This window comes from Streptomyces sp. NPDC044984 (genome assembly GCF_040646935.1).
Lineage (GTDB): Bacteria > Actinomycetota > Actinomycetes > Streptomycetales > Streptomycetaceae > Streptomyces.
The window spans coordinates 252,804-277,611 of the sequence record NZ_JBEZBE010000006.1 but is presented as its reverse complement, the minus strand read 5'-3'; the positions used below and the strand labels follow the sequence as shown (position 1 = coordinate 277,611).

27 protein-coding genes and 1 pseudogene are annotated in these 24,808 nt (G+C 71.0%); 24 read left to right on the top strand and 4 right to left on the bottom strand.

All coding sequences use genetic code 11. From position 1 onward, the window contains the following. The 3 genes from AB0A94_RS09485 to AB0A94_RS09475 all read right to left on the bottom strand — a co-directional run. The coding region (locus AB0A94_RS09485) for a transporter substrate-binding domain-containing protein (protein WP_361741318.1) at nt 1-844 on the bottom strand (844 nt) is incomplete at its 3' end. Beyond that, the gene (locus AB0A94_RS09480) at nt 841-1,386 is read right to left on the bottom strand and encodes a GNAT family N-acetyltransferase (protein ID WP_361741315.1); all 546 of its coding nucleotides are present in this window, start codon (nt 1,384-1,386) and stop codon (nt 841-843) included. The genes AB0A94_RS09485 and AB0A94_RS09480, both read right to left, overlap by 4 nt. Next, nucleotides 1,383-2,519 (bottom strand): LLM class flavin-dependent oxidoreductase, encoded by a 1,137-nt coding sequence (locus AB0A94_RS09475; protein WP_361741313.1) that lies wholly within the window; start codon nt 2,517-2,519, stop codon nt 1,383-1,385. Before AB0A94_RS09475 ends, AB0A94_RS09480 begins: the two co-directional genes overlap by 4 nt. Nucleotides 2,520-3,115: 596 nt before the next feature. On the opposite strand from AB0A94_RS09475, the gene AB0A94_RS09470 reads away from it, so the two are divergent. The 20 genes and pseudogenes from AB0A94_RS09470 to AB0A94_RS09375 all read left to right on the top strand — a co-directional run bounded on the left by AB0A94_RS09470 (nt 3,116) and on the right by AB0A94_RS09375 (nt 20,443). Further along, nucleotides 3,116-4,123, top strand: coding sequence for an amino acid ABC transporter permease (locus tag AB0A94_RS09470; RefSeq protein ID WP_361741310.1), 1,008 nt, complete (start codon nt 3,116-3,118; stop codon nt 4,121-4,123). After that, entirely contained in the window at nt 4,120-6,096 is a 1,977-nt protein-coding gene (locus AB0A94_RS09465; RefSeq protein ID WP_361741307.1) for an FAD/NAD(P)-binding protein, read from the top strand. Before AB0A94_RS09470 ends, AB0A94_RS09465 begins: the two co-directional genes overlap by 4 nt. Before the next feature lie 271 nt (nt 6,097-6,367). After that, nucleotides 6,368-6,937 carry a winged helix-turn-helix domain-containing protein gene (locus AB0A94_RS09460; protein WP_361741304.1) on the top strand — a complete coding sequence of 190 codons (570 nt, stop codon included), beginning with the start codon at nt 6,368-6,370 and terminating at the stop codon, nt 6,935-6,937. Between the two features lie 13 nt (nt 6,938-6,950). Continuing rightward, nucleotides 6,951-8,180 (top strand): acyl-CoA dehydrogenase family protein, encoded by a 1,230-nt coding sequence (locus AB0A94_RS09455; protein WP_361741301.1) that lies wholly within the window; start codon nt 6,951-6,953, stop codon nt 8,178-8,180. Between the two features lie 166 nt (nt 8,181-8,346). Continuing rightward, nucleotides 8,347-9,129 (top strand): sulfite exporter TauE/SafE family protein, encoded by a 783-nt coding sequence (locus tag AB0A94_RS09450; protein ID WP_361741298.1) that lies wholly within the window; start codon nt 8,347-8,349, stop codon nt 9,127-9,129. Between the two features lie 153 nt (nt 9,130-9,282). Then, nucleotides 9,283-9,375: a putative leader peptide gene (locus tag AB0A94_RS09445; protein ID WP_361741295.1), complete on the top strand. Its 93-nt coding sequence runs from the start codon at nt 9,283-9,285 to the stop codon at nt 9,373-9,375. Between the two features lie 156 nt (nt 9,376-9,531). Then, a complete protein-coding gene (locus AB0A94_RS09440) occupies nt 9,532-10,578 on the top strand; it encodes an ABC transporter substrate-binding protein (protein ID WP_361741292.1) in 1,047 nt (348 codons plus the stop codon). Nucleotides 10,579-10,582: 4 nt separating this feature from the next. Further along, a complete protein-coding gene (locus AB0A94_RS09435; RefSeq protein ID WP_361741289.1) occupies nt 10,583-11,431 on the top strand; it encodes an ABC transporter ATP-binding protein in 849 nt (282 codons plus the stop codon). Continuing rightward, a complete protein-coding gene (locus AB0A94_RS09430; RefSeq protein WP_361741286.1) occupies nt 11,428-12,444 on the top strand; it encodes an ABC transporter permease in 1,017 nt (338 codons plus the stop codon). The genes AB0A94_RS09435 and AB0A94_RS09430 overlap by 4 nt, the downstream gene beginning before the upstream one ends. 86 nt (nt 12,445-12,530) lie before the next feature. Further along, a pseudogene (locus tag AB0A94_RS09425) lies at nt 12,531-12,773 on the top strand (LLM class flavin-dependent oxidoreductase); the annotation flags it as partial. Nucleotides 12,774-12,783: 10 nt separating this feature from the next. Further along, nucleotides 12,784-13,041 carry an FAD-binding protein gene (locus AB0A94_RS09420; RefSeq protein WP_361741283.1) on the top strand — a complete coding sequence of 86 codons (258 nt, stop codon included), beginning with the start codon at nt 12,784-12,786 and terminating at the stop codon, nt 13,039-13,041. A 40-nt stretch (nt 13,042-13,081) separates the two neighbouring features. Then, a complete protein-coding gene (locus tag AB0A94_RS09415) occupies nt 13,082-13,981 on the top strand; it encodes a TauD/TfdA family dioxygenase (RefSeq protein ID WP_361741280.1) in 900 nt (299 codons plus the stop codon). 103 nt (nt 13,982-14,084) lie between these two features. Then, nucleotides 14,085-14,543: an Rrf2 family transcriptional regulator gene (locus AB0A94_RS09410; protein ID WP_361741277.1), complete on the top strand. Its 459-nt coding sequence runs from the start codon at nt 14,085-14,087 to the stop codon at nt 14,541-14,543. Between the two features lie 142 nt (nt 14,544-14,685). Next, on the top strand, nt 14,686-14,787 hold the full coding sequence (locus AB0A94_RS09405; RefSeq protein ID WP_361741274.1) for a putative leader peptide: 102 nt from the start codon (nt 14,686-14,688) through the stop codon (nt 14,785-14,787). A 195-nt stretch (nt 14,788-14,982) separates the two neighbouring features. Continuing rightward, entirely contained in the window at nt 14,983-16,101 is a 1,119-nt protein-coding gene (locus tag AB0A94_RS09400; RefSeq protein WP_361741271.1) for an aliphatic sulfonate ABC transporter substrate-binding protein, read from the top strand. 42 nt (nt 16,102-16,143) lie between these two features. After that, entirely contained in the window at nt 16,144-16,941 is a 798-nt protein-coding gene (locus tag AB0A94_RS09395; RefSeq protein ID WP_361741349.1) for an ABC transporter ATP-binding protein, read from the top strand. Beyond that, the gene (locus AB0A94_RS09390) at nt 16,928-17,863 is read left to right on the top strand and encodes an ABC transporter permease (protein WP_361741268.1); all 936 of its coding nucleotides are present in this window, start codon (nt 16,928-16,930) and stop codon (nt 17,861-17,863) included. The genes AB0A94_RS09395 and AB0A94_RS09390 overlap by 14 nt, the downstream gene beginning before the upstream one ends. Nucleotides 17,864-18,270: 407 nt before the next feature. Beyond that, nucleotides 18,271-19,341, top strand: coding sequence for an aromatic ring-hydroxylating dioxygenase subunit alpha (locus tag AB0A94_RS09385; protein ID WP_361741265.1), 1,071 nt, complete (start codon nt 18,271-18,273; stop codon nt 19,339-19,341). Then, nucleotides 19,338-19,508, top strand: a complete 171-nt coding sequence (locus tag AB0A94_RS09380) for a hypothetical protein (RefSeq protein WP_361741262.1) — start codon at nt 19,338-19,340, stop codon at nt 19,506-19,508. Before AB0A94_RS09385 ends, AB0A94_RS09380 begins: the two co-directional genes overlap by 4 nt. Beyond that, nucleotides 19,505-20,443 carry a PDR/VanB family oxidoreductase gene (locus tag AB0A94_RS09375; RefSeq protein ID WP_361741259.1) on the top strand — a complete coding sequence of 313 codons (939 nt, stop codon included), beginning with the start codon at nt 19,505-19,507 and terminating at the stop codon, nt 20,441-20,443. The genes AB0A94_RS09380 and AB0A94_RS09375 overlap by 4 nt, the downstream gene beginning before the upstream one ends. On the opposite strand, the gene AB0A94_RS09370 is transcribed toward AB0A94_RS09375, so the two are convergent. Beyond that, nucleotides 20,394-21,209 carry an IclR family transcriptional regulator C-terminal domain-containing protein gene (locus AB0A94_RS09370; protein WP_361741256.1) on the bottom strand — a complete coding sequence of 272 codons (816 nt, stop codon included), beginning with the start codon at nt 21,207-21,209 and terminating at the stop codon, nt 20,394-20,396. The genes AB0A94_RS09375 and AB0A94_RS09370 overlap by 50 nt on opposite strands. Before the next feature lie 240 nt (nt 21,210-21,449). On the opposite strand from AB0A94_RS09370, the gene AB0A94_RS09365 reads away from it, so the two are divergent. The 4 genes from AB0A94_RS09365 to AB0A94_RS09350 are packed head-to-tail and all read left to right on the top strand — an operon-like array spanning nt 21,450 to nt 24,791. Continuing rightward, nucleotides 21,450-22,421 (top strand): ABC transporter substrate-binding protein, encoded by a 972-nt coding sequence (locus AB0A94_RS09365; RefSeq protein ID WP_361741254.1) that lies wholly within the window; start codon nt 21,450-21,452, stop codon nt 22,419-22,421. Then, a complete protein-coding gene (locus AB0A94_RS09360) occupies nt 22,418-23,191 on the top strand; it encodes an ABC transporter permease (RefSeq protein ID WP_361741251.1) in 774 nt (257 codons plus the stop codon). The genes AB0A94_RS09365 and AB0A94_RS09360 overlap by 4 nt, the downstream gene beginning before the upstream one ends. Further along, nucleotides 23,188-23,967 carry an ABC transporter permease subunit gene (locus tag AB0A94_RS09355; protein WP_361741248.1) on the top strand — a complete coding sequence of 260 codons (780 nt, stop codon included), beginning with the start codon at nt 23,188-23,190 and terminating at the stop codon, nt 23,965-23,967. The genes AB0A94_RS09360 and AB0A94_RS09355 overlap by 4 nt, the downstream gene beginning before the upstream one ends. Nucleotides 23,968-23,987: 20 nt before the next feature. After that, nucleotides 23,988-24,791 carry an ABC transporter ATP-binding protein gene (locus tag AB0A94_RS09350; RefSeq protein ID WP_361741245.1) on the top strand — a complete coding sequence of 268 codons (804 nt, stop codon included), beginning with the start codon at nt 23,988-23,990 and terminating at the stop codon, nt 24,789-24,791. Nucleotides 24,792-24,808 lie beyond the last annotated feature (17 nt).

The following is a 24,808-nucleotide window of genomic DNA, read 5'->3' as shown; positions in this document are numbered from 1 at the left end:
CCTGGAACGCCTTGGTGAGCGGAGAGCCCTTCTTGAAGGCGAAGCCGACGTCGAGGCGGTGGAACTCGCCGAGGAACGTGGTGTGCGCGGCGGGCCGGGCCGCCTGGTACCGCAGGCCGTTGATGGTCGACATGATCACGTCGACACGGCCCTGCTGGAGCGCGGTGACGGTCGCCCCGTTCTCCGAGTAGACCTTCACGTCGTACGGCTTCTTGCCCGCCTTCGCGCACACCCCCTTCTGCGCGGTGAGGGTCGCCTCGAAGGTGGTCCCGGCGCCGATGCCCACCGTGCGCCCGCACAGCTGGACCAGGTCCGTGACCTTCTTGCCGAAGGACGTGTTCCCCTCCCTCACCGCGAAGCCCTGGCCGTCGTCGATGTAGGTGACGAAGTCGATGGTCTTCAGGCGCTCGGTGGTGACGCCGAAGTTGCCGGTCCCGAAGTCGTACTTGCCGCTGTCCAGGGCGGGCAGGATCGTCTCGAAAGAAGCGTCCTGGCGCTCCAGCTCGATACCGAGGACCTTGGCCACCGCGTCGGCTAGGTCGATGTCCTGGCCGGCGGGTGGCTTGTCCTGCCCGTTCGGGTAGTACGCCCCGGGCGGGAATCCGACCGAGCTGCCGACCCGCAGCGTGCCCGCTTCGCGGACGTCGGCGGGCAGCAGGGCGGCGGCGGAGTCCACCTTGCGTACGGCGGCGACCGGGTCGTCGGTCGGCGCGGGGGACGCCTGAGCGCCCGCCGGTGTGGTGCCGGAGGTGTCGCCGGAGCCACAGGCGGTCAGCGCCAGTACGGGCAGCAGCGCGATGGTCGCGGTGATACGCAGGCGGGTTCTGATCGGGCGGAGGTTCACAGGTCGACTGCCTTTCCCGTGCGTGCTGCGCGTGCTTCGGCCGGCAGATGCTTCTCGAAGGGCAGCGGGCCGATGGTTTCCGGGTCGGCCTCGGTGTCGAACAGCGGTGTGTAGCCGGTGGCCAGGTACAGGCCGCGGGCTTCGGGCTGGCGCGGCCCGGTGGTCAGGTGGACCCGCCGGTAGCCGCGCATGCCCGCTTCGTGCTCCAGCTCGGCGATGACACGGCGGGCGAGGCCACGCCGCCGGTGGGCGGAGTGGGTCCAGATCCGCTTCAGCTCGGCGGTGGTCGCGTCGTACCGCCGGAAGGCGCCGCCTGCGACGGGCTCGCCGCGCTCCAGCAGCAGGAGCAGCAGGCCGCCGTACGGTTCGGTGAACTCCTCGTCGGGGTAGCGAGAGATCTCGGCGTGGGCGTCCTTGCCGTAGCGCGTGGAGTACTCGTGGCCGAGCTCGCGCAGCAGGGGTCCCACGCGCGGGTCGGAGACAGGGACATGGAGGATCGTCACATCCACTGCCGACGAAGGTGGTTGGACTGTGGAGGTCATTGGCCCACCGCCGCAAGGGTTTGCGTCCCGCGTGCAGCCCGTTCGGCGTCGCGCTTGGCGACCTCCTCGCGGACGATCGGGATCACGTACCGGCCGAAGTCGATGGCGTCGCCCAGCAGGTCGTAGCCGCGGGCGGAGAGGATGTCGACGCCGAGGTCGTAGTAGTCGAGGAGCGCCTGGGCCACGGTCTCGGGAGTGCCGACCAGGGCGTTGGAGTTGCCCGCGCCACCGGTCGCGGCGGCGGTCGGAGTCCACAGGGCACGGTCGTAGCGCTCCCCCTCCTCGGCGATGGCGATCAGCCGCTGCGATCCGGTGTTCTGGGGCCGGGCGTGCCCGTTGTGGCGTTTGGTGATCACCTCGCCCTCCTCCTTGCGGGCCTTGATCGCGCCGACCGTGCGGTGGGCCTTCTCCCAGGCCAGTTCCTCGGTCGGGGCGATGATCGGGCGGAACGCGACCTGGATGCGGGGCACGTCGGTGCGGCCCGCGGCCTTGGCGGCGGTCTTGACGTTCTCGATCTGCTCGGCGGTCCTGGCGAGGGGCTCGCCCCACAGGCAGTAGATGTCGGCCTCGGCGCCTCCGGCGGTGTACGCGGCAGCGGACGAGCCTCCGAACGAGACGTTCGGACGGGGTTGTTGGACGGGGAAGACGTCGCTGACGAAGTCATGGAAGCGGTAGTGCTCGCCCTCGTGGTCGAAGGGCTCGTGGGTGGTCCAGATCTTCTTGACGATCCGGATGTACTCGCGGGTGCGGGCGTAGCGCTCGTCCTTGGTGAGGGTGTCGCCCTCGCGGCCCTGCTCGTGGTCGTTGCCGCCGGTGATGAAGTGCACGGTCAGCCGGCCCTCGCTGATCCGGTCGAGGGTGGCGAAGGTCTTGGCGGCGAAGGTGGGGTAGGAGACGTTGGGCCGGTGGGCGAGCAGGATCTGCAGGCGCTCCAGCCGGCTCGCGATGTACGCGGCGGCCGGGGCGGGGTCCGGGGACCCGGAGCCGTAGGCGAACAGCACCCGGTCCCAGCCGTGGTCCTCGTGTGCCCGGGCGAGCCGGAGCGTGTACTCCTTGTCGAACGCGGCGCCGGAGCGGGGCGTGGTTTCGGAGCCGTCGTTGGTGGCGGCGATACCGAGGAACTCCACGGGCATGGGAATGGCCTTTCAGGAATCGCGGCGGCACGCGGGCAGGGCGGAATCGCCGTGCGTGCGGGCATGAGTGAACAGACCGTCAGGCGGACGGATCGGTGCGGTCGTGACGACGTCGAGCGTGGGGAGAAGCAGAGCTGCGGCAGCGCGCGTGAGGGGAGAACTCGGCCCGCGACGGGGTCACCGAGGGAGGGAACGGCCGGTCAGACGGCCCGCTGCCGAGTCAGGCGCAACACGCGGCGGACCACACTCGACCGAAGTCGATGTGATCGCGCGTGACCAAGCGCTGCTGGGCATTCATGCGACTACTTGAGCAGTACATCGTGGCGCTCGTCAAGCAGCACCCGGATGCCGGACCGCCCGTGGCCGGCGCCGCGCTGGGCGCTGTTGACACATCGACGCCCTGGGCGCCTACGATCGACAGCGGATCGGCCGCCCTTCCCGGCAGCCCTCCCGGCCGCGTTGAGGGACGCGGCGGACGTGACGACGCCGAGCCCCGGCCGCACCGTACGCACGCAGCGCCTGTGCCGCTGCGCTCCCTGCGAGTGCCACCGGGTGGTCACCCACGCCTGCGATCCCCTCCCCCGGAGAGCCTCTCGATGTTCACGCCTTCCGAAGTCACGCCGGTCCCCGCGACGAAGCCCCCGGAACGGGCGAGCGCGCCCGGCCCCGAGGTGCCGCGGATCGTGCCGCGCCGGCATGTCGGCCGGTGGCTGACCGCTGTGGTCGCGCTGCTGCTGTTCGCGATGGTGCTCGACTCCGTCGTCCACAACGACGCCTTCCAACGGAGCGTGGCGGGCCGGTACTTCACCACCGCCGCCGTGCTCGACGGACTGCTGCTGTCCCTGTGGCTGACGGCTGTGGTGATGGTGCTCGGCTTCCTGCTCGGCACCGTGCTCGCGGTGATGCGGCTGTCGGCCAACCCGATGCTGCGCACGCTGAGTTGGGGCTATGTGCGGATCTTCCGGTCCACGCCGCTGCTGGTGCAGCTGCTGTTCTGGTTCAACATCGGTGCCCTGTACCCGACGCTCGGCTTCGGCATCCCGTTCGGCCCGGAGTTCGTCACCGTCAGGACGGTGAATCTGCTCGGCCCCACCCTCACCGCCGTCATCGGCCTGACCCTGCACGAGACCGCCTACGCCGCGGAGGTGGTGCGCGGCGGCATCCTCTCCGTGGACGCCGGGCAGACCGAGGCCGCACAGGCACTCGGTCTGAGCGGACGCCGCACCCTGCGCCGGATCGTCGTCCCGCAGGCGATGCGCTCCATCGTGCCCACGGCCGGGAACATGCTGATCGGCACCCTCAAGGGCACCAGTATCGTCAGCGTGCTGGCCGTGCACGACCTGCTGTACTCGGTGCAGCTCATCTACAACCGGACCTACCAGGTCATCCCGCTGCTGATGGTCGCCACCCTCTGGTACATCGCGGTCACCACGGTGCTCAGCACGGGCCAGTTCTCCGTGGAGCGGTACTACGCGCGCGAGGACTCCCGCGCCCTGCCGCCGACCCCGCCGCAACGGCTGCGCGGCCACCTGACCGCCGTGCGCCACCGACCGAGCGCGGCCACGGTCGCCGACGCCCGCCCGGCGATCGGCGGTGACCGGTGAGCAGCACCCCTTCGCCGGCCGTCCTGGTCGTGGTCGGCGCGGGGCCGCGCGCCACGGGCCTGCTGGAGCGGATCGCCGCCAACGCGCCCGAACTGTGGGACGAGGTCCGGGAGTTGCGCATCCACCTGGTGGACCCGCATCCGCCCGGCCCGGGACGCGTCTGGCGCCACGAGCAGTCGGCGCTGCTGCGGATGAACTCCATGGCCGAGGACGTCACCATGTTCACCGACGACTCCTCCACGATCGACGGCCCGGTCCAGCCGGGCCCCTCCCTTGCCGAGTGGGCCGCCCAGTTCTCCGGCCGGAGCCCGCGCCACGCCCCGTACACCGAACCCACCGACCCTGACGTGCTCGCCGAACTGCGCACGCTCGACGGGTCCGACTTCCCCACCCGCCGCGCCCAGAGCGCCTACCTGGACTGGGTGTTCCGCAGGGCGCTGGCCCAGCTGCCGCCCACCGTCACGGTCGAGTGGCACCCCACCACCGCGACCGCCGTCACCGGCCCCCCGGACGGCCCGCAGCAGGTGCACCTCGCCGACCGTGCCACTCCGCTCACCGCCGACCTGGTCGTCCTCGCCCAGGGCCACCTCGGCTCCACACCCGCCGCCGAGCACCGCGCCCACGCCGCCTTCGCCCGCCGCCACGGCCGCCGCCACCTCCCACCCGAGTTCACCGCCGACGCCGACCTGTCCGGACTGCGGCCCGGCGAACATGTCATCGTGCGCGGCTTCGGACTGGCCTTCATCGACCTGATGGCGCTGCTCACCGAGGGCCGCGGCGGCACCTACCGCACGGAACCCGACGGCACCCTCACCTACCTCCCGTCCGGCCGCGAGCCCGTCCTGCACGTCGGATCGCGGCGCGGGGTGCCGTACCACTCCAAGACGCGCTACCGCCTCCAGGGCCCGCGGCCGCCGCTGCCGCGCCACTTCGGCCCCGAGGCGGTCGACGCGCTGCTCGCCGAGGGCCGTCCGCTGGACCTGCGGCGCGATGTGTGGCCGCTGATGGCCAAGGAGATCGGCTTCGGCCACTACCACGAGCTCTTCCACGCCCACCCCGGGCGCACGGCCCTCCCCTGGCCGGATTTCGTCGCCGCCTACGACCGTCTGGGCTGGTACGACGCCGAGATGGCGGCCCTCGTCGCCACGGCCGTACCCGACCCGGTGGACCGCCTGGACCTCGAGGTCCTGGACCGCCCGCTGGACGGCCTCGTGTTCCCCACGCCGGAGGCCTTCCAGGACCACCTGCGCGACCACATCTCCCGGGACGTCGCCCGCCGCGAGGACCCGGCGTTCAGCGCCGACCTCGGGGCGTTCCTCGCCCTGCTCTCGGTCTACGGGCAACTGCCCCGCCTGGTCGCGGCGGGGCGACTGACCGCGCGTTCCGTCGCCGAGCAACTCGACGGCTGGTGGCACGGCTTCTTCAGCTTCCTGGCCTCCGGTCCGCCCGGCTTCCGCCTGCGCCAGCTGCTGGCTCTGTCCCGGGCCGGGGTCGTCCGTTTCCTGGGCGCCGGCATCCGGATCGACACCGACGAGAGCACCGGCACCTTCACCGCGACCGGCCCCACCGTCCCGGGGCACACCCTCCACGCCACCGCCCTCGTCGAGGCGTACCTGCCGGGCCCCTCCCTGGCCCGCACCGAGGACCCCCTCCTGCGGGGCCTGTACCGGAAAGGCGCACTCGCCGAGGAGGCCATCGCCGACCCCACCCACACCCACCGCTCCGGCCTGCTCGCCGTCTCCCCCGCGGACGGCCACGTCATCGACCCGTCCCTCGACAGCCCCCATCCCCGCCGCATCGCCCTCGGCGCCCCCACCAACAGCCGGGCCGTCGCCGCCTTCGCCCGTCCCCGCACCAACGCGCCGGCCTTCCGCCAGAACGACGCGGTCGCCCGCGCGCTCCTGCGTGCCCTGAGCGCCACCGAGGCCGAGACGGCTACGTCTCCGGTGGACGGCCGACCTCTCAGAGTGTGAGACCTTCCCTGCTTTTCCTATTGAATTACTAGGGAAACCTTGACTGCGCCCACCGGGGGTGCACAGGATGGTGAACATGTCCCGTAAGCAGCAACGACTCGTTCGTCGTCGGCATGTCGACTTTGGTCACGTCGTCAGTGCCGCCTGCTGCCGCGCGTAAGGCACGCGACTCGCACCTTCGCCCGCGCCGCTCCACTCCCCCTTCCCAGGCGATCAGGCGAACTCACCCACCGCGCCTGGTGGCCCGACACACTTCCGAGGGACAATCGCCATGACCACGACACTTCCGGCCCAGGCCGCCCCACACGATCCGCTCCTCTCCGACACGCCCCGTCTTCGCCTGGTGGGCGACACCGCTCGGAGAGACGCCCAGGGACGCTCTTCCGCGCCGCTCGTCGGCTACCTCGTGCTCGTCCCCGAGGGCACCGATCCCACCGAGCTCTTCGCCAAGGACAGGCCACGGCCCGAGATCCGACCGGTCGCCGCCGCGGGCTCGGCCCCTGTCCGGCGGACGGCGGACGACGTCGTCCGCATCGATCCGGCGCGACATGTCGCCGAGGTCGACGGACGCGAACTCGACCTCACCTACCTGGAGTTCGAGCTGCTGGCGCATCTCGTCCAGCACCCTCACCACGTGCAGACGCGTGATCGGCTGGTGACCGCCGTCTGGGGCTACGACCACATCGGCGACGGCCGCACCGTGGATGTCCACATCGCCCGCCTGCGCCGCAAGCTGGGCGAAGCCCACCGGCACCGCATCGTCACCGTTCGGCGCGTGGGCTACAAGTACGTGCCCGACCAGCAGGAGAGCTCCAACGCCGCGCCCTGCGGCCGACCTTGAGGAGATCACTTCCATGGGCCTTGCCTCCGCGCCGTCCCACCCCGCCTCACCGTCCGACCGAACCGGGCCCGGCCATGCGCACTGGCTGCGCGTGGCCCGCGAGGTGGCGGACGACCTGGCCACGGACACCGCGGCCAGGGAGCAGGCGGGCAAGGCCCCGATCGACGAGGTGTCCCGGCTGCGCGAGGCGGGACTGCTGACGCTCCTGACGCCGGCCGAATCCCAGGGAGGCGGCGCGGACTGGCCCACGGCCTACGCCGTCGTCCGGGAGATCGCCGCGGCCGACGGCGCGATCGGTCAACTGCTCGGCTGTCACTACTTCCTGTCGTGGAGCGCCCGGTTCTTCGCCGGGCCCGCTCTCGCCGCGCGGACAGAGGAGCGGTCCGCAGCCGAACAGTGGTGCTGGGGCGGCGGTTTCGCGCGTCAGGAGCCGCCTCTGACGCTGGCCAGGACCTCCAAGGGACTGGTGCTCGACGGTCGCCAGAGCTACACCACCGGGGTCCTGGTCGCCGATCGCATCGCCGTGCGCGCCGTGCGGGAGGACACGGGTGAACCGCTCGCCGTCGTGGTGGATCCCGCCCGTCGCGGTGTGGTGATCGACGGCGATACCGACACCTTCGGCCAGCGGCTCGCGGCCGGCGGCAGCGTGGAGTTCGACGACGTACCGGTGGATGCCGACGACGTGCTCGGCTCCCTGTCCGCGGACGAGGACCTGCTGTCACCCTGGGCCGCCCTGGCATCCCCGGTCGGGCGTCTCTTCTCCGCCCAGCTCCTTCTCGGCATGGCCGAGGGAGTGCTCGCCGAAGCCCGTGAGTACAGCAGGACGGGCCACGCACCCTGGCACCCCGCCTGGCCGACCGGTACCCCGCACGACCCGCAGGTGCAGACCGCCTACGGAGAACTCACCGTCCTGACCCGCTCCGCGTCGGCGCTCACCGATCAAGCACTGGAAGCCGTGCGAGGCGGCCTCGAGCGCGGCGAAGACCTCAGCTACGACGAGTGGGCGGACATCTCCGCCCTCGTGGCGATGTCCGAAACCGCTGCGGCCCGGGCAGCGCAGGAGTCCACCACCCGCGCCCTCGACATCGTCGGCGCCCGGTCCACCTCCGCGCGGCTGGGCTTCGACCGGTTCTGGCGCAATGCCAGGACCCACACCTTGTACGAGCCCGTCGCCCACCGGCTCCGCGATGTCGGGGAGTACTTCCTCAACGGTTCCCACCCTCCGTTCGTCCTGCCCGCCTGATCGGGGGCTGGAACGTTCGGGGAGACCGATTCCGCGGCCCCGCCCATGCCCGAGCCGATCGACCTGCTGCCAGGATCCCTCGTTACCGGGGTGCTCGGCAGCCCTGTGGGCCGGCAGCGGGACCACGGCGGCGACACTGACCGGACATTCGAATCGGAGGCCTGCCGTGACATGGTCGACCGGGCTGGCCGGGCTGGCGGTCGGCCTGCTCATAGCGGTGGTGACCGCGCCGGTGGAGGTGTCGGGTGCGGTGTTCCTGCTGCCCGTGCAGTTGAGCGTCCTCGGGGTGCCCAGCCCGGCGGTCACGCCCACCAATCTGCTGTTCAACGTGGTGGCCGGGCCCGGCGCCCTGCTGCGCCACCACCGCGCGGGCCTGCTGTACGGTCGGCTGACGCGGCGCCTCGTGACCGGCACTCTGCCCGGGGTGGTCATCGGCGCCGCGATACGGGTCTTCGCCGTCCCGGGGGCCACCGTCTTCCGCCTTCTGGTCGCCACTCTGCTGATGCCACTGGGCCTGTGGCTCATCAGGCGCACCCTCGGGCCCGCCCGGCCGGCCCCCGCCGCGGAACCCTCGCCCCGGACCATCACCGGACTGGCCCTCGTCGTCGGGGTCGTCGGCGGGATCTACGGGATCGGCGGCGGATCCCTCCTCGGCCCCATCCTGGTCGGCCGGGGTATGCCCGTCGCCCGCGTGGCACCGGCCGCCCTCGCCTCCACGTTCACCACCTCCGTGACCGGGGCCGCGGCCTTCGCACTGCTGTCCCTGACGGGCCCCGGTGACATCGCCCCTGACTGGTACCTCGGTCTGGCCTGCGGCCTCGGCGGACTGATCGGCGGCTACCTCGGGGCACGCCTGCAACCTCGACTGCCCGAAACGGCACTGCGTCTCCTGCTCGGTGCCCTGGCCACCGCCCTCGGTGCCCTCTACGCCGTGCAGTCACTGCGCTGACGGCGGTGGCGGCACAAGCGGCAGTCACCACGACACCGCCTGTCCGGAGCATTGTGAACGCCGCGCTTCATTCGCATGGCGGACCGTTGAGAACACATGACGCACACGCAAGCGACATTGACCCGGCTGGATTTCGCTGCAACTCTCGTGGCTGTGAGCAAGTCCGAGACCCTCGCCGCGCGCCTGCACGTCGATCTGCGACGTCAGGCCAGCGCCATCTGTGCCGTCGGTCGCCGCATCCGCTGACAGGCACACCTTCGCTCCATTTCACAGCCGGCTTCTACGCAAGCCGCTGCTTTTCAACAGACGTCGGCCCCCGTCACAGCCATTTCTGCTGAGATCTTTTCTCCGCCGTTCGACGTCTGCCCTCTCCTTTCCCCGTTTCCCGGACAGGAACCTGCCATGGCCACGACGGCATCGACCCGACGTCACTTCCTCACCCTTCTCGGTCTTTCGGCGGTGTCGGTGAGCTGCGGCACGACCACGTCCGGAACACCGGCCGCCGAGGACCAGACCAAGACGCTGAGATACCAGGGCTGGGCCGGTCAGGTCACGTTGCCCGAACTGGCCGAGGAGCTCGGCTATCTGGAGGACGTGAAGCTGAAGTGGGTCGGCAACACGATCAGCGGACCGCAGGACATCCAGTCCGCGGCCACGGGTCAGGTCGACTTCGGCGGCGCGTTCAACGGCGCGGTCGTCAAGCTGGCCGCCAACAACGCTCCCGTCAAGGCCGTCATCAGTTACTACGGCGCCGACGAGTACGCCTACAACGGCTTCTACGTCCTCGAGGACAGCCCGATCCGCTCGGCCCGGGACCTGATCGGCAGGAAGGTCGGGATGAACACCCTCGGAGCCCACTCCGAGGCCATGCTCGGCATCTACCTGCAGCGAGGCGGTCTGTCCCAGGCAGACATCGACAAGGTCGAGCCGCTCGTGGTGCCCCCGGTCAACACCGAGCAGTCCCTGCGCCAGAAGCAGATCGACGTGGCCGTACTCGGCGGCATCCTGCGCGACAAGGCCCTGGAAACCGGCGGTGTCCGCCCACTGTTCACGGACTACCGGCTGCTCGGCGCGTTCAGCGCCGGCACGTACGTGATGACGGACCGCTTCCTGAAGCAGAACCCCGGCACGGCCCGGACCTTCGTCACCGCCGTGGGGCGGGCCATCGAGTGGTCCCGTTCCACTCCGCACGACGAGGTCGTCGACCGGATGACGGAGATCGTGAAGAAGCGCGGCCGCAACGAGGACACCGCACCGCTGAAGTTCTGGCGGTCCTACGGCGTCGCCGAGACGGCGGGCCGGATCACCGGCAGGGAACTCCAGTTGTGGATCGACTGGCTGGCCGAGCGGGGCGACATCAAGGAGGGCCAGGTCACGCTGTCGGACCTCTACACCAACAAGTTCAACGACTACGAGAAGTCCTCCTCCGCCGCGAAGAGCAGGAGCTGATCCCGTGCCGGAAGCGACCACGCGATCCACGACGCCCAAGATCGTGTTCGAGGACGTACGGAAGCAGTTCACCGTCAAGGACCGCACGGGGGCCGGGCAGGCCACCCGGTTCACCGCCCTCGACGGCATCGACCTGGAGATAGCGGACGGCGAGTTCGTCGTCCTGGTCGGTCCCAGCGGCTGCGGAAAGTCGACGCTGCTGGAGCTGCTCGGCGGCCTCGTCCAGCCCACTGGCGGACGGATCCTGCTGGACGGCGAACCCGTCACGGGGCCCGGACCGGACCGCGGCATCGTGTTCCAGCAGTACGCGCTGCTGCCCTGGCGCACGGCACAGGGCAACGTCGAGTTCGGCCTGGAAGCCACCGGTGTCCCACGGCGCCAACGTGCCGCACGCGCCCGGGAGTTCCTTGACCTGGTCGGCCTGACCGGGTTCGAGGACCGCCATCCGCACGAGCTGTCGGGCGGAATGCGGCAGCGGGTGGCGATCGCCCGCAGCCTCGCCTACGACCCCGATGTGCTGCTGATGGACGAGCCGTTCGCCGCGCTGGACGCCCAGACCCGGGAGTCGCTGCAGGACGAACTCCTGCGCATCTGGCAGCGCACCGGCAAGACCGTCGTCTTCATCACCCACGGCATCGACGAGGCCGTCCACCTGGGACAGCGCGTCGCCGTCATGACGTCGAGGCCCGGCCGGATCAAGCAGATCGTGCCGGTCGCCCTCGGCTCCCGTACGGCGACGGACGACCTCCGCTCCAGCCCCGAGTTCGCACGGCACCGCCACCAGATCTGGTCGCTGCTGCACGACGAGGTGGCCAGGGCCCAGCAGTTGGAGAAGGAAGAGGCCTCCGTATGAGCTCCACGACCGGCACGACCGCCGAGAAGGCCGACGCGACCCTCGCGACCACCACGACCGACGCGACGAACACGACAGAAACCGTCCAGGCACCTTCCCTCACCAAGTCCGCCGAGTCCGCCGCCTCCCCCGAGGCCGGCACATCGACCGCGCCCACGCCCGGCGCCTCGTCACCCCCGGACGCGCGCCGGGCCCCCTCCCCCACGGCCCGTGTCCGCCGGACGGCGCTGCGGACGGTCCGCCGACTGCCGTACCTGCTGCTGAAGGGGGCGACCAGGTCCGCGGCCATCGTGGCCCTGCTCCTGCTGTGGGAGATCGCGCCACGAGCCAGCCTGGTGGACCGGACCTTCCTGCCGCCGTTCAGCGAGGTCACCGACGCCTGGTGGGGGCTCGCCGCGGACGGTCAGCTCGCCGACAACGCGCGCGCCAGCCTGGCACGTTCGTTCAGCGGATTCGGTATCGCCGTGGCTGTCGCCGTACCGCTCGGACTGCTGATCGGCTGGTACCGGCCCGTCGCCGACCTCCTCGGACCGCTCCTGGAGGTGTTCCGCAACACCGCGGCTCTGGCCCTGCTGCCGGTGTTCGTCCTGCTGCTGGGCATCGGCGAGACCTCGAAGATCTCCATCGTGGTGTACGCCTGCACCTGGCCGATCCTGCTCAACACCATCAGCGCGGTCCGCCACGTCGACCCGACCCTGCTGAAGCTGGCGAAGTCGATGGACCTGTCCGCACCCCGCCTGTTCCAGAGGGTCATCCTGCCGGCTTCGGTACCGGTGATGTTCACCGGAATCCGGCTGGCCGGAGCGGTGTCGATCCTGGTGCTGGTCGCCGCCGAGATGATCGGCGCCAAGGCGGGCCTCGGCTATCTGATCAACGCCTCGCAGTACAACTTCGCCATCCCGCAGATGTACGCGGGCATCATCACGATCTCCGCCATCGGCGTGGTCTTCAACCAGTTCCTGGTGGCCGTCGAGCGGCGGCTCAGCTCCTGGCGCGTACCCGCGGGCGGCTGACCCGCCGCCCTCGCTCCTCCCCTCTTCGCCCTCCCCCTCTCCCCTGTCACCCGCTCACCCCGCAGCCCCCCGGCCCGAGGAACCCCATGACCGCGCCCAGACCCCGTCAGCTGCATCTCAACGCCTTCCTGATGAACGCGGGCCACCACGAAGCCGCCTGGCGACACCCGCGCACCCGGCCCGAACGGGTCACCGAGCTGCGCTACTTCCAGCACCTCGCGCAGACCGCCGAGCGCGGCCGGCTCGACTCCGTGTTCCTCGCCGACGGTCTCGCCCTGTGGGGCAAGGTCCGGCACAACGCCCTCGGCGGCTTCGAACCGCTCACCCTGTGGCCGCCGTATGACTGGTCCCGACCTCACCACGGACGTCCTGGTGGCCGGCGGCGGCCCTGCCGCCACCTGGGCCGCGCTCAGGGCGGCCCGGGACGGGGCGGACGTGGTCCTCGCCGGCAAGGGCTACTGCGGCACCAGCGGCGCCACCGCCTCCGCCGGAACGGGCGTCTGGTACGTCGGCCCGGAACCCGGCGCACTGCGGGCCATCGGCCCTCCCCTCAGCCCGCCGGGATCCCGGAGAAGCTCCCTGCCCGTCACCTCCTGACGACCTCCCGACCGATCACCCCTCGAAAGGACACCCGCCCATGACCACCAGCACCGACTTCGACATCCGCAGGATCGGCGGCCGTATCGGCGCCGAGATCCTCGGCGTGGATCTCTCCACCGACCTCGCCCCCGCCGTCGTCACCGAGATCAACTCCGCGCTCCTGGAACACAAGGCGCTCGTCTTCCGCGACCAGCACCTCGACGACGCGGGCCAGCTCCGCTTCGCCTCCCTCTTCGGTGAGCTGACCACCGCGCACCCGACGGTCCCCTCCGTCGACGGCCGGCCGAACATCCTGCCGGTCGACGGCGACGAGGGGATCCGCGCCAACCAATGGCACACGGACGTCACCTTCGTCCGTACGCCTCCGAAGGCGTCCACGCTGCGCAGCATCGTGGTCCCGCCCTACGGCGGCAACACGCTCATCGCCAATTCGGCCGCCGCGTACCGTGACCTGCCCGAGCCGCTGCGCGAGCTGGCGGACAAGCTGTGGGCGGTGCACACCAACGACTACGACTACGCCGCCCCGAAGAGCGAGAAGGCGGCCGAGTACCACAGGCGGTTCGTCTCCCGGAAGTACCGAGCCGCCCACCCCGTCGTCCGCGTCCATCCCGAGACCGGGGAGCGGGGGCTGTTCATCGGCGGCTTCGCCCAGAGCATCGTGGGCCTCGGCCCGTCCGACTCCCGTGACCTGCTGCGTATCTTCCAGTCGTACGTCACACGTCCCGAGAACATCGTGCGCGTGGCCTGGACGCCCGGCGACCTCGTCCTGTTCGACAACCGCATCACCCAGCACTACGCCCCCGACGACTACGGCGACCTGCCGCGCCTGCTGCACCGGGTGACCGTCGCGGGCGACGTCCCGGCCGGTGTCGACGGCACTCTCAGCCACGTCATCGAGGGCGACGACGCCGCCCACTACACCCCGGCCGCGGCCTGAGCACCGCACCCGCCGCGCGCGGCCGCCGGGCGGGGGCATCCGCTCCCGGCCGGCGGCCCGCCGGTGACGGACACCGGCCGAAGCCATGCGGGATAATGGACGCATGCGGATTTCAGCCAGGGCCGACTACGCGGTACGTGCCGCGCTACAGCTCGCCGCGTCACGCGATGACGGACCACTGAAGGCCGAGGCCATCGCCGACGCCCAGGACATCCCGCACAAGTTCCTCGAGAGCATCCTGAACGACATGCGCCGGGGCGGTCTCGTACTCAGCCAGCGCGGTGGCAACGGCGGCTACCGGCTGGCCAAACCCGCCGAGTCGATCAGCATCGCCGACGTCATCCGTGTCGTGGAGGGACCCTTGGTCTCGGTGCGCGGGGTCCGCCCGCCCGAGCTGTCCTACACCGGCCCCGCCGAGTCACTGCTCCCCCTGTGGATCGCGTTGCGGTCCAACGTGCGCGAGATCCTCGAGGGCGTGTCGCTCGCCGACGTCGCGTCGGCCCGGTTGCCCGCCGACGTGGCCGCCCTGACCGACGCCCCGAAAGCCTGGGTGAACCCCTGAAACGCCGGTCGTCGACCGAAGATCCCAAAAAGTGAGATAGTCGCGTCCGCCATATGAACACCCCCTTGGGATGAGCGCCACCTTCTGCCACGATCCCTATCAGCCAGGTAGGAAAACTAGGGATTCGTGGGGGGGGGTGGCCATGCGAACGCGCGACCGCGCAGACCTGTCGCTCCCCCTGCTGACCTCGCGCCGCCACATCGACCTCGGCCGCACGTCCAGCGCCATCTGTCCGCCCGCCTGAGGCCGCCGGCAGAAGATCCTTCGGTCGGCAGCGTCACCCGCGCCCGCCCATCCCCGCACAGCTCCGTTCCCGGACCCGCGACGGCATTCCCGCCACCGAGGACCGACGAACGAAGCGCAGGCGCGTGCCCATGAGCTTCGCGCCTCGCGCTTTCGGCATCTCCCTGATCGAACCATTCCCCGAGAGGACACCTCCGTGTCTGCCGCAAGACCGCTCACCACCCTGCGCACCATCGCCGTCGTAGCAGCGCTCCCCCTCCTGCTCACCGCCTGCGGCTACGGATCCGACGCCACCGACGACGACAAGCAGACCGAGGTCGCGGCGGACGCCGAGAAGCTCTCCGCCGACGAGGTGAGGATCGGCTACTTCCCCAACCTCACCCACGCCACAGCCCTGGTGGGCGTCCAGGAAGGCCTGCTCCAGAAGGAGCTCGGCGGCACCAGGATCAAGGCCTCGACCTTCAACGCCGGCCCCTCCGAGATCGAGGCGCTCAACGCCGGCTCCATCGACATCGGCTGGATCGGCCCCTCTCCCGCCATCAACGGCTACACCAAGTCGAACGGCAAGAACCTGCGCATCATCAGCGGTTCCGCCTCCGGTGGCGTGAAGCTCGTCGTCAACCCGAAGAAGATCAAGTCCCTGGACGACGTCAAGGGCAAGAAGATCGCCACACCGCAGCTCGGCAACACCCAGGACGTCGCGTTCCTCAACTGGATCGCGGAGAAGGGCTGGAAGGTCGACGCAGAGAGCGGCAAGGGCGACGTCTCCGTCGTCCGCACGGACAACAAGATCACCCCGGACGCCTACAAGTCCGGTTCCATCGACGGAGCCTGGGTTCCGGAGCCGACCGCTTCCAAGCTGGTCTCCGAGGGCGCGAAGGTGATCCTCGACGAGGCCGACCTGTGGCCCGACAAGAAGTTCGTGATCACGAACATCATCGTGTCGCAGAGCTTCCTCAAGGACCACCCGGACGTCGTCGAGGCCGTGCTCCGCGGCTCGGTGAAGACCAACGAGTGGATCAACGCCAACCCGGACAAGGCCAAGGCGTCAGCCAACGCGGCACTGAAGGAGGAGTCCGGCAAGGCCCTGCCCGCCGAGGTCATCGACCCGGCCTGGAAGTCCATCACCTTCCTCGACGACCCGCTGGCCGCCACCCTCAACACCCAGGCGGAGCACGCGGTGAAGGCCGGCCTGCTGGAGAAGCCCGACCTGAAGGGCATCTACGACCTCGCACCGCTCAACAAGGTCCTCAAGGCCGAGGCCAAGGACGAGGTCGACGACGCCGGTCTCGGCGCCGAGCAGCCGAACAGCTGACAAGCGACAACCGCCCCGATGAGTACCCAGGAGGTGACGACCATGGCCACCACGGTCGCCAAGGCTGTCCAGGACGCCACGGCGGTGACGCACGCCACCCGTATCGAGCACGTCTCGAAGTCCTTCCCCGCGCCGGGCACGCCCGGCGGGCAGCAGCTCGTGCTGGACGACATCACGCTCGATGTCGCACCGGGCGAGTTCGTCACCCTCCTGGGTGCCTCCGGCTGCGGCAAGTCCACCCTGCTCAACCTGGTCGCGGGACTGGACCGGCCGTCCGCCGGCTCGATCGCCACGGAGGGCCGGCCCGCCCTGATGTTCCAGGAGCACGCCCTGTTCCCATGGCTGACCGCGGGCAAGAACATCGAACTCGCGCTGAAGCTGCGCGGGGTCGCCAAGGCGGAGCGCCGCGTCGAGGCGGAACGGCTGCTGGAACTCGTACGGCTGCGGGGCGCGCACGGCAAGCGGGTGCACGAACTGTCGGGCGGTATGCGCCAGCGCGTCGCCCTGGCCCGGGCGCTCGCCCAGGACAGCCGGTTGCTGCTGATGGACGAACCGTTCGCCGCGCTGGACGCCATCACCCGTGACGTGCTGCACGACGAGCTGACCCGCATCTGGCACGAGACGGGATTGTCGGTGCTGTTCGTCACGCACAACGTGCGGGAGGCGGTGAAGCTGGCGCAACGGGTGGTGCTGCTTTCCTCACGGCCGGGACGGATCGCCCGGGAATGGACCGTCGGCATCCCGCAGCCGCGCCGCATCGAGGACAGCGCGGTCGCCGAGCTGTCCGTCGAGATCACCGAAGAACTGCGTAGGGAGATCCGCCGCCATGGCCAGCACTGACACCGGCACCGCCGCCAAGAAGGACGGCTCATCGGCAGCCGGGGAGTCCCAGGACATGCGGGACACGCAAGATCTGGCGGGGCTGGAGGCCGGGCTCGACGCGCTGGACTCGGTACAGGCCGGCCGCACACCGCTGCGCGAGACCCTGATGCGCAAAGCACTGCCGCCCGTCACCGCCGTCGCACTGGTGCTGGTGGTCTGGCAACTGCTGGTGTGGGCCGAGGTCGCCCCCGACTACAAGCTGCCCTCGCCGTCCGCGGTGTGGGACGAGGTGACCGACGCCTGGCGGCAGGGCACGCTGCTCGACTACATCTGGACATCCGTCTCGCGCGGCCTGCTCGGCTTCCTGATGGCACTCGCCATCGGTACGCCGCTCGGCCTCCTGGTCGCCCGGGTGAAATTCGTCCGAGCCGCCATCGGCCCCATCCTGTCCGGTCTGCAGTCGCTGCCCTCCGTGGCCTGGGTGCCGCCCGCCGTGCTCTGGCTGGGCCTGAACAACTCGATGATGTACGCCGTGATCCTGCTCGGCGCGGTCCCCTCCGTCGCCAACGGCCTCGTCGCCGGCATCGACCAGATCCCCCCGCTGTTCCTGCGCGCCGGACGCACCCTGGGCGCGACCGGCCTGCGCGGGGCCTGGCACATCGTGATGCCGGGCGCGCTCCCCGGCTATCTCGCCGGACTGAAGCAGGGCTGGGCATTCTCCTGGCGATCGCTGATGGCGGCCGAGATCATCGCCTCCTCGCCCGATCTGGGCGTCGGACTCGGCCAGTTGCTGGAGAACGGGCGCAACAACGCCAGCATCTCGCAGGTGTTCCTGGCCATCTTCCTGATCCTGCTCGTCGGCATCGCCATCGACCTGCTGATCTTCAGCCCGCTGGAGCGGCGGGTGCTGCGGGGGCGGGGCCTGCTGGTCACCCGCTGAACGAACGGATCGCAAGCAGTACCGGTCCGCCGGGCATGAGCAGCCGTCGCCCCGGAGGTCTCCGTCTTCCTGCTGGTGCCCGGCGGCCGCATGAAGTCCGGGTGACGTCGGCAAGACCCGACGCACGTGCCAGTCCCGCTTCGAGGGCACGGCGGGCAGGAGCACACAGGGCGATCGCCGTTCCACAGACCCGGTACGGCAGCCGGTCGAGTCGTCCACCCAGCGGCGCTGCTCGGCAGCTCCTGCCAGTGACAGGCAAGACTCATGACACGGCTCTGGCCAGGTCTTCCGTATGAACACTTCCGCCTGGCAGAAGCCGCCTTGCGCGGCAACCACGGTCCTCAGGACCCTGAACCCGACCACGGAACGCGGGGCGACGGCGCCCCGCCGACAGGGACGGGGCCGCCATGCCGCACATCACCGCCTTCGCCAGGAACCAGTGGTACGTCGCCGCCCACAGCCACGAGGTGGGCCGGGAGCTGCTCGGCCGGACGGTGCTCGGGGAGCCGCTCGTGCTCTACCGGACCGAGGGCGACGGGAGTCCGGTCGTGCTCAACGACCGGTGCGTGCACCGCCGTTACCCGCTCTCCGCGGCACCGACGCGGCTCGACGGCGACCGGATCGTCTGCGGGTACCACGGCTTCACCTACGACACCACCGGCACGTGCGTGTACGTGCCGGGGCAGAAGCGGGTGCCGCGCACCGCGCGCGTCGCCTCCTACCCCGTCGTCGAACAGGACTCGCTGGTCTGGGTGTGGATCGGCGACCCGGCGCTGGCCGACGCGGGGGCCGTTCCGCGGGCCCGGCACCTGGACTCCCCCGGCTGGGTGACCGTGCGGGGCATGGAACCCATCGACTGCGACCACGGGCTGCTCGTCGACAACCTCCTCGACCTGTCCCACGAGACCTATCTGCACGGCGGGTACATCGGCACCCCCGAGGTCGCCGAGACGCCGATCACCACCGAGGTCGACGAGGGCGCCGGGATCGTCCGGGTGAGCCGGCACATGGACGACGCCGCGTGCCCGCCGTTCTACGCCCGGTCGACCGGCATCGAGGGGCGGATCACCCGCTGGCAGGACATCGAGTACCACGCGCCGTGCCTGTACCTGCTGCACAGCAGGATCGCCCCGGTCGGTGTGCTGCCCGAGCCGGACGGCAGCGACCCGAACGGCTTCCACACCGAGATCACCTACGCCATCACGCCGTCCGCCGACGGCAAGGTGTACGACTTCTGGGCCGTCTCGCGGGACTGGGCCACCGACGACCCCGAGGTGAGCGAGTTCCTGCGGAGCAACAACCACACGGTCGTCATGCAGGACGTCGACGCGCTCAACCTGCTCCAGCGCTCCCTCGGCACCGAACGCGCCGGCTACCAGGAGCTGAGCATCAACATCGACACCGGCGGTCTGGCCGCCCGCCGCATCCTCGCCCGGCTGGTGGAGGAGGGCGACAAGCCCGCGGAGGGCGTCCGATGAGCGGGCGCACCGGTGAGATCTACCGCGTCGACTGGCTGCCGGGCACCGATCTGCTGCACGGCACCTGTCACTGCGGGCGCGAGCACACCGCGCAGGACCCGGTCGAGATGTGGGAGTGGATGCTCGCGCACCCGCGGGGGCACGAGCCGCGAGGAGCCGGTGCATGACCTCGTACGACGACGTCGAACTCGTCGTGGAGCGGCGGGAGCCGGCGGCCGAGGGCGTCCTCGTCCTCACCCTGCGGCACCCGTCGGGCGCTCAGCTGCCCGTCTGGGAGCCGGGCGCGCACATCGACCTGCTGCTCGGGCCGGGTCTCGAGCGGCAGTACTCGCTGTGCGGGGACCCGGCCGACCGGGGCAGCTGGCGGATCGCCGTCCTGCGGGAGCGGAACGGGCGCGGTGGCTCGGCGCACGTGCACGAGCGGGTACGGCCGGGCGACAAGGTGCGGGCGCGCGGGCCGCGCAACCGCTTCCGGCTGGAGCCGGCCGGGCGCTACCGCTTCGTCGCGGGCGGCATCGGCATCACCCCCGTCCTGCCGATGCTGGCCGCGGCCGAGGCGGCGGGCGCCGACTGGACCCTGCTGTACGGCGGGCGCACCCGTGCCTCCATGGCGTTCACCGGGGAGCTGGCCCGGTACGGGGAACGGGTCACGCTCGCCCCCGAGGACGAGACCGGGCTGCTGGACCTCTCCCCGGTGCTGGCCGGTCTCCCGGAGGACACCCTCGTCTACTGCTGCGGACCCGGTCCGCTGCTCGACGCGGTCGGGGAGCGGTGCCCGGCCGGGGTGCTGCGCGTGGAACGGTTCCGGCCCGAGAACCGGCACGCGGGAGCGGGCGGCGCGTTCGAGGTCGTGCTGGCCCGCAGCGGCCGGACGCTCACCGTCCCGCCGGACGTCTCCGTCCTGGACACGGTGCGCGGAGCGGGCGTCGAGGTGCTCCACTCCTGCACGGAGGGCACCTGCGGCACCTGTGAGACCGATGTGCTGGAGGGCGAGCCGGACCACCGCGACTCGGTGCTCACCGCGGAGGAGCGGGCGGCCGGGGAGACCATGCTCATCTGTGTGTCCCGGTGTCGCGGCCGGCGGCTCGTACTGGACCTGTGATCCTCAGGTCGGCGTCGATCCGGGCGACCGTCGCCAGCAGGTGGGGCAGCAGGTCCCGGCGTACGGACTCCACGGAGTTGCGGCCGGCGTGCACCGCGAGGTTCACGCCGGCCACCACCTCGCCGTCCCGGTCCCGCACCGGCGCGGCGACGGACCTGAGCCCGTCCTCCAGTTCCTGGTCGACGAGCGCGTAGCCCTGGCGGCGCACCCGGCGCAGCTCGGCGCGCAGGGCGTCCACCGTGACCAGGGTGCGGGCGGTGAGCGGGCGCAGGTCGGCGCGGGCGAGCCGGGTGTCGATCTCGGCGTCCGGCAGACCGGCGAGGATCACCCGGCCGACGGAGGTGAGGTGGGCCGGGAAGCGGGTGCCGACGGTGATCGACGCGGTCATGATGCGGCTGGTCGGGACGCGGGCGACGTACACGACGTCGTCGCCGTCCAGCACGCACAGCGAGGACGACTCCCGCACCTGCGCGACGAGTCGCTCGAGGTACGGCTCGGCGATCTGCGGCAGCGTGAACCCGGCGAGGTAGGAGTAACCGAGCTCCAGCACCCGCGGGGTGAGCCGGAAGAGCCGGCCGTCGGTGTGGACGTAACCGAGGTCGGCCAGGGTGAGCAGGAAGCGGCGGGCGGCCGCGCGGGTCAGTTCGCAGGCGCGGGCGACCTCGCTCAGGGTCAGCGCCGGGTGGTCGGCGTCGAAGGCGCGGATGACGGCGAGGCCCCGCTCGAAGGACCGGACGAAGTGCGGTCCGCGGACGTCAGCGGTCATCGTGGCCTCCGGGAGGACGTACGGACGTACGCGTCGCGCACGCTATGAGCGCGCGATCCGGCTGTCAACGACGCGTCCGCGCAAGAGCGGTCGTCCACGATGCGGTCGTCGACGATTGGCCGGTGTACGGGGATTGACCCTGTCTCGGCACGGGCTCTACGTTCCCGATCGGCACGTCCGTTCTCTCTGCGCACAGTCTGTCGGAGCATCCGGTCCGGTCCCACCGCGGGAGTCACAGTCATGCGTCGTCGTCTGCTCATCGGCCTCACGGCCGCATCCGTCCTGACCGCCGCGACGGCCTGCGGCTCGTCCGACTCCGGCGGGCCGGACGAGGCCGGCTCGTCCGGCGGCACCACCACCGTGACGGTGGGTCTCATCCCCATCGTCGACGTGGCGCCCCTGTACCTGGGCCGGCAGAAGGGCTTCTTCGGCGAGCGCGGGCTGAAGCTGGACTTCTCCAGTGCGCAGGGCGGCGCCGCCATCGTGCCCGGTGTGGCCAGCGGCCAGTTCGAGTTCGGGTTCTCCAACATGACCTCGCTGATGATCGCCCAGTCCAACAACGTGCCGGTGAAGGCGGTGGCGAACGGCATCGCCTCGACCGGTGAGGTGGGCGACGACTTCGAGGCGCTCACCGTCAGGGGCGACAGCCCGGTCAAGTCGGCGAAGGACCTGGAGGGCAAGAAGGTCGCCATCAACACCCTGAAGAACATCAACGAGACCGCGGTGCGCGCCTCGGTGCGCAAGGCGGGCGGCGATCCCGACAAGGTGGAACTGGTCGAGCTGGCCTTCGACCAGATGCCGGCCGCGCTCGACGGCGGGCGGATCGACGCGGCGATGGTGGTGGAACCGGCGCTGGCCACGATCAAGAGCCAGGGCGGCCGGGAGATCGCCTCCCCCATGATCGACATCGCTCCGGAGCTCACCGTCGCCATGTACTTCACCTCCGTCGAGTACGCGCGGGAGAACCCGGAGGTGGTGAAGAAGTTCCAGGAGGCCACCGCCGAGTCCCTGGCCTACGCCGACTCCCACCCCGACGAGGTGCGCGAGATCGTCACCACGTACACGAAGATCCCGGCGGACGTGCTGGCGAAGGTGACCCTGCCGAAGTGGCCGGCCGAGCCCAACCGCGCCGCCCTCGAGGAACTGGCGGAACTGGGCGCGCGGGACGGCCTGTTCAAGCAGACCCCGGACCTGGACGAGCTGCTGCCGTGAGGGGCGCGAACGCCGCTCTCGGTGCGGCCGGGCTCGCGGCCTTCCTCCTCCTGGCCGAGGCGGTGCCGCGGCTCGGTCTGGTCGAGGAGGAGTACTTCCCGCCGGCCGGCCGCATCGCCGGCGCGCTCGGCACGGAGTTCGCGGACGGCGCCTTCTGGACCGCGCTCGGCGACACCCTCACCGGCTGGGCGCTGGGCCTGGCGATCGCGGTCGGCGCGGGGATCGTCGCCGGGGTGGTCCTGTCCGTGGTGCCGTACCTGCGCGAGGCGACGGCGTCCACGATCGAGTTCCTGCGCCCCATCCCGTCGGTCGCGCTGATCCCGCTGGCGGTGCTGCTGTACGGCACCGAACTGGAGTCGGTGCTGCTCCTGGTCGTGTACGCCTCCTTCTGGCAGGTGCTGATCCAGGTCCTGTACGGCGTCCAGGACGTCGACCCGGTCGCCGAGGAGACGGCACGGTCGTACGGGCTCGGCACCTGGGCGCGGATCCGGCACGTACTGTGGCCGACCGCGCTGCCGTACGTGATGACCGGGGTGCGGCTGGCGGCGGCGGTCGCGCTGATCCTCGCCATCACCGCCGAACTCGTCATCGGCGCACCGGGGCTGGGCGCCCGGATCGCGGTCGCGCAGACCTCGCAGGCGGTGCCCGAGATGTACGCGCTGATCGTCGTCGCCGGACTGCTCGGGCTGCTGATCAACGTCGGGGCCCGGTCGGTGGAGCGGCGGGCGCTGGCCTGGCACCAGTCGGTGCGCGGGGAGGTGGCGGTGTGAGGCGGCTGCTGCTGCGCCTGGTGTTCGTGCTCGCGCTGCCCGTGGTGCTGGTGACCGTCTGGTGGGTGTCCTCGGCCGGCAGCGAGGACGTGTACTGGCCGCCGCTGCGCACGATCCTGGAGACGTTCCCGGACGTGTGGACCGGTGAGCGGTGGCGCGGTGACGTGCTGCCCAGCGTGCTGCGGCTCGCGGCGGGCTACGCCCTCGCCGCCGTCGCCGGCATCGCGCTCGGCACGCTGATCGGCTCCTACCGGCGGGTGCGCGCGGTGTGCGAGCCGGTGCTGGAGTTCCTGCGGGCCGTGCCGCCGCCGGTGCTGGTACCGGTGATCATGCTGTTCGCGGGCATCGGCGACACCATGAAGATCGTCGTCATCGCGAGCGGCTGCGTCTGGCCGGTGCTGCTCAACACGGTCGAGGGGGTGCGCGCGGTCGACGCGGTGATGACCGAGACGGCCCGCTCCTACGGCATCACGGGCGCCGCGCGCCTGAGGGACGTGGTGCTGCCCTCGGCGAGCCCGCAGATCTTCGCGGGGCTGCGGCAGGCGCTGTCGATCGGCATCATCCTGATGGTGATCAGCGAGATGTTCGCCGCCAGCAACGGTCTCGGCTTCACCGTCGTGCAGTTCCAGCGCTCCTTCGCGATCCCCGACATGTGGACCGGCATCCTGCTGCTCGGTCTGCTCGGCTTCGTCCTCTCGGTCCTCTTCCAGCTGGTCGAGCGGCGGGCGCTCGGCTGGTACCACGGCCTGCGCGCCGCCGCCCGGCGGCCCAGGTGACACTCCAGAAAGGGCGGCCCATGCTCGACGTACGCGGCCTGCGGAAGGTGTACGAGGGATCGGGGCGGCACGTCGAGGCGGTGCGCGACCTGACCTTCACCGTGGCGGCCGGTGAACTGGTCTGCCTGGTCGGCCCGTCCGGCTGCGGCAAGACGACGCTGCTGAAGTGCGTGGGCGGGCTGCTCGAACCGACCGCCGGTGAGGTGTTCCTGGCCGGGCGGAAGGTGGACGGCCCGCCGCCCGGCATGGCGTTCGTGTTCCAGGAGTACGGGCGCAGCCTCTTCCCGTGGATGCGGGTCGGCCAGAACGTCGAACTCCCGCTGAAGCAGAAGGACCTGGGCAGGGCACGGCGCCGCGAGCTGGTCGCGGACGCCCTCGCCTCAGTGGGCCTCGCGGACGCGGCCGGGGCGTACCCGTGGCAGCTCTCCGGCGGCATGCAGCAGCGGGTGGCGATCGCGCGGGCGCTGGCGTACGAGCCCGAGGTGCTGCTGATGGACGAGCCGTTCGCGGCGGTGGACGCGCAGACCCGCGCCGATCTGGAGGACCTGGTGCGGCGGCTGTGGCGGGAGCGCGGGATCACGGTCCTGTTCGTCACCCATGACATCGACGAGGCGGTGTACCTCGGCGAGCGGGTGATCGTGCTGTCGGCCTCCCCCACCGTCGTACGGGAGCAGCTGAAGATCGACCTGCCCGCCGACCGGGACCAGTTGAGCACCCGCGTGGCCCCGCGCTTCGCCGAGCTGCGGACCCAGGTGTACGAGCAGATCCAGGCGGCGAAGCGCGGGGTCACCACGGTCAGGACGGATGCGCCCCCGCTTCACTGAAGAACGCGGTGCGGTCC

Bases quoted from the DNA above. Each gene is read 5' to 3' on its own strand.
- AB0A94_RS09480 (WP_361741315.1), bottom strand. From the start codon at position 1,386: ATGACCTCCACAGTCCAACCACCTTCGTCGGCAGTGGATGTGACGATC.
- AB0A94_RS09475 (WP_361741313.1), bottom strand. From the start codon at position 2,519: ATGCCCGTGGAGTTCCTCGGTATCGCCGCCACCAACGACGGCTCCGAA.
- AB0A94_RS09470 (WP_361741310.1), top strand. From the start codon at position 3,116: ATGTTCACGCCTTCCGAAGTCACGCCGGTCCCCGCGACGAAGCCCCCG.
- AB0A94_RS09460 (WP_361741304.1), top strand. From the start codon at position 6,368: ATGACCACGACACTTCCGGCCCAGGCCGCCCCACACGATCCGCTCCTC.
- AB0A94_RS09455 (WP_361741301.1), top strand. From the start codon at position 6,951: ATGGGCCTTGCCTCCGCGCCGTCCCACCCCGCCTCACCGTCCGACCGA.
- AB0A94_RS09440 (WP_361741292.1), top strand. From the start codon at position 9,532: ATGGCCACGACGGCATCGACCCGACGTCACTTCCTCACCCTTCTCGGT.
- AB0A94_RS09430 (WP_361741286.1), top strand. From the start codon at position 11,428: ATGAGCTCCACGACCGGCACGACCGCCGAGAAGGCCGACGCGACCCTC.
- AB0A94_RS09420 (WP_361741283.1), top strand. From the start codon at position 12,784: ATGACTGGTCCCGACCTCACCACGGACGTCCTGGTGGCCGGCGGCGGC.
- AB0A94_RS09415 (WP_361741280.1), top strand. From the start codon at position 13,082: ATGACCACCAGCACCGACTTCGACATCCGCAGGATCGGCGGCCGTATC.
- AB0A94_RS09410 (WP_361741277.1), top strand. From the start codon at position 14,085: ATGCGGATTTCAGCCAGGGCCGACTACGCGGTACGTGCCGCGCTACAG.
- AB0A94_RS09405 (WP_361741274.1), top strand. From the start codon at position 14,686: ATGCGAACGCGCGACCGCGCAGACCTGTCGCTCCCCCTGCTGACCTCG.
- AB0A94_RS09395 (WP_361741349.1), top strand. From the start codon at position 16,144: ATGGCCACCACGGTCGCCAAGGCTGTCCAGGACGCCACGGCGGTGACG.
- AB0A94_RS09390 (WP_361741268.1), top strand. From the start codon at position 16,928: ATGGCCAGCACTGACACCGGCACCGCCGCCAAGAAGGACGGCTCATCG.
- AB0A94_RS09385 (WP_361741265.1), top strand. From the start codon at position 18,271: ATGCCGCACATCACCGCCTTCGCCAGGAACCAGTGGTACGTCGCCGCC.
- AB0A94_RS09380 (WP_361741262.1), top strand. From the start codon at position 19,338: ATGAGCGGGCGCACCGGTGAGATCTACCGCGTCGACTGGCTGCCGGGC.
- AB0A94_RS09375 (WP_361741259.1), top strand. From the start codon at position 19,505: ATGACCTCGTACGACGACGTCGAACTCGTCGTGGAGCGGCGGGAGCCG.
- AB0A94_RS09370 (WP_361741256.1), bottom strand. From the start codon at position 21,209: ATGACCGCTGACGTCCGCGGACCGCACTTCGTCCGGTCCTTCGAGCGG.
- AB0A94_RS09365 (WP_361741254.1), top strand. From the start codon at position 21,450: ATGCGTCGTCGTCTGCTCATCGGCCTCACGGCCGCATCCGTCCTGACC.
- AB0A94_RS09350 (WP_361741245.1), top strand. From the start codon at position 23,988: ATGCTCGACGTACGCGGCCTGCGGAAGGTGTACGAGGGATCGGGGCGG.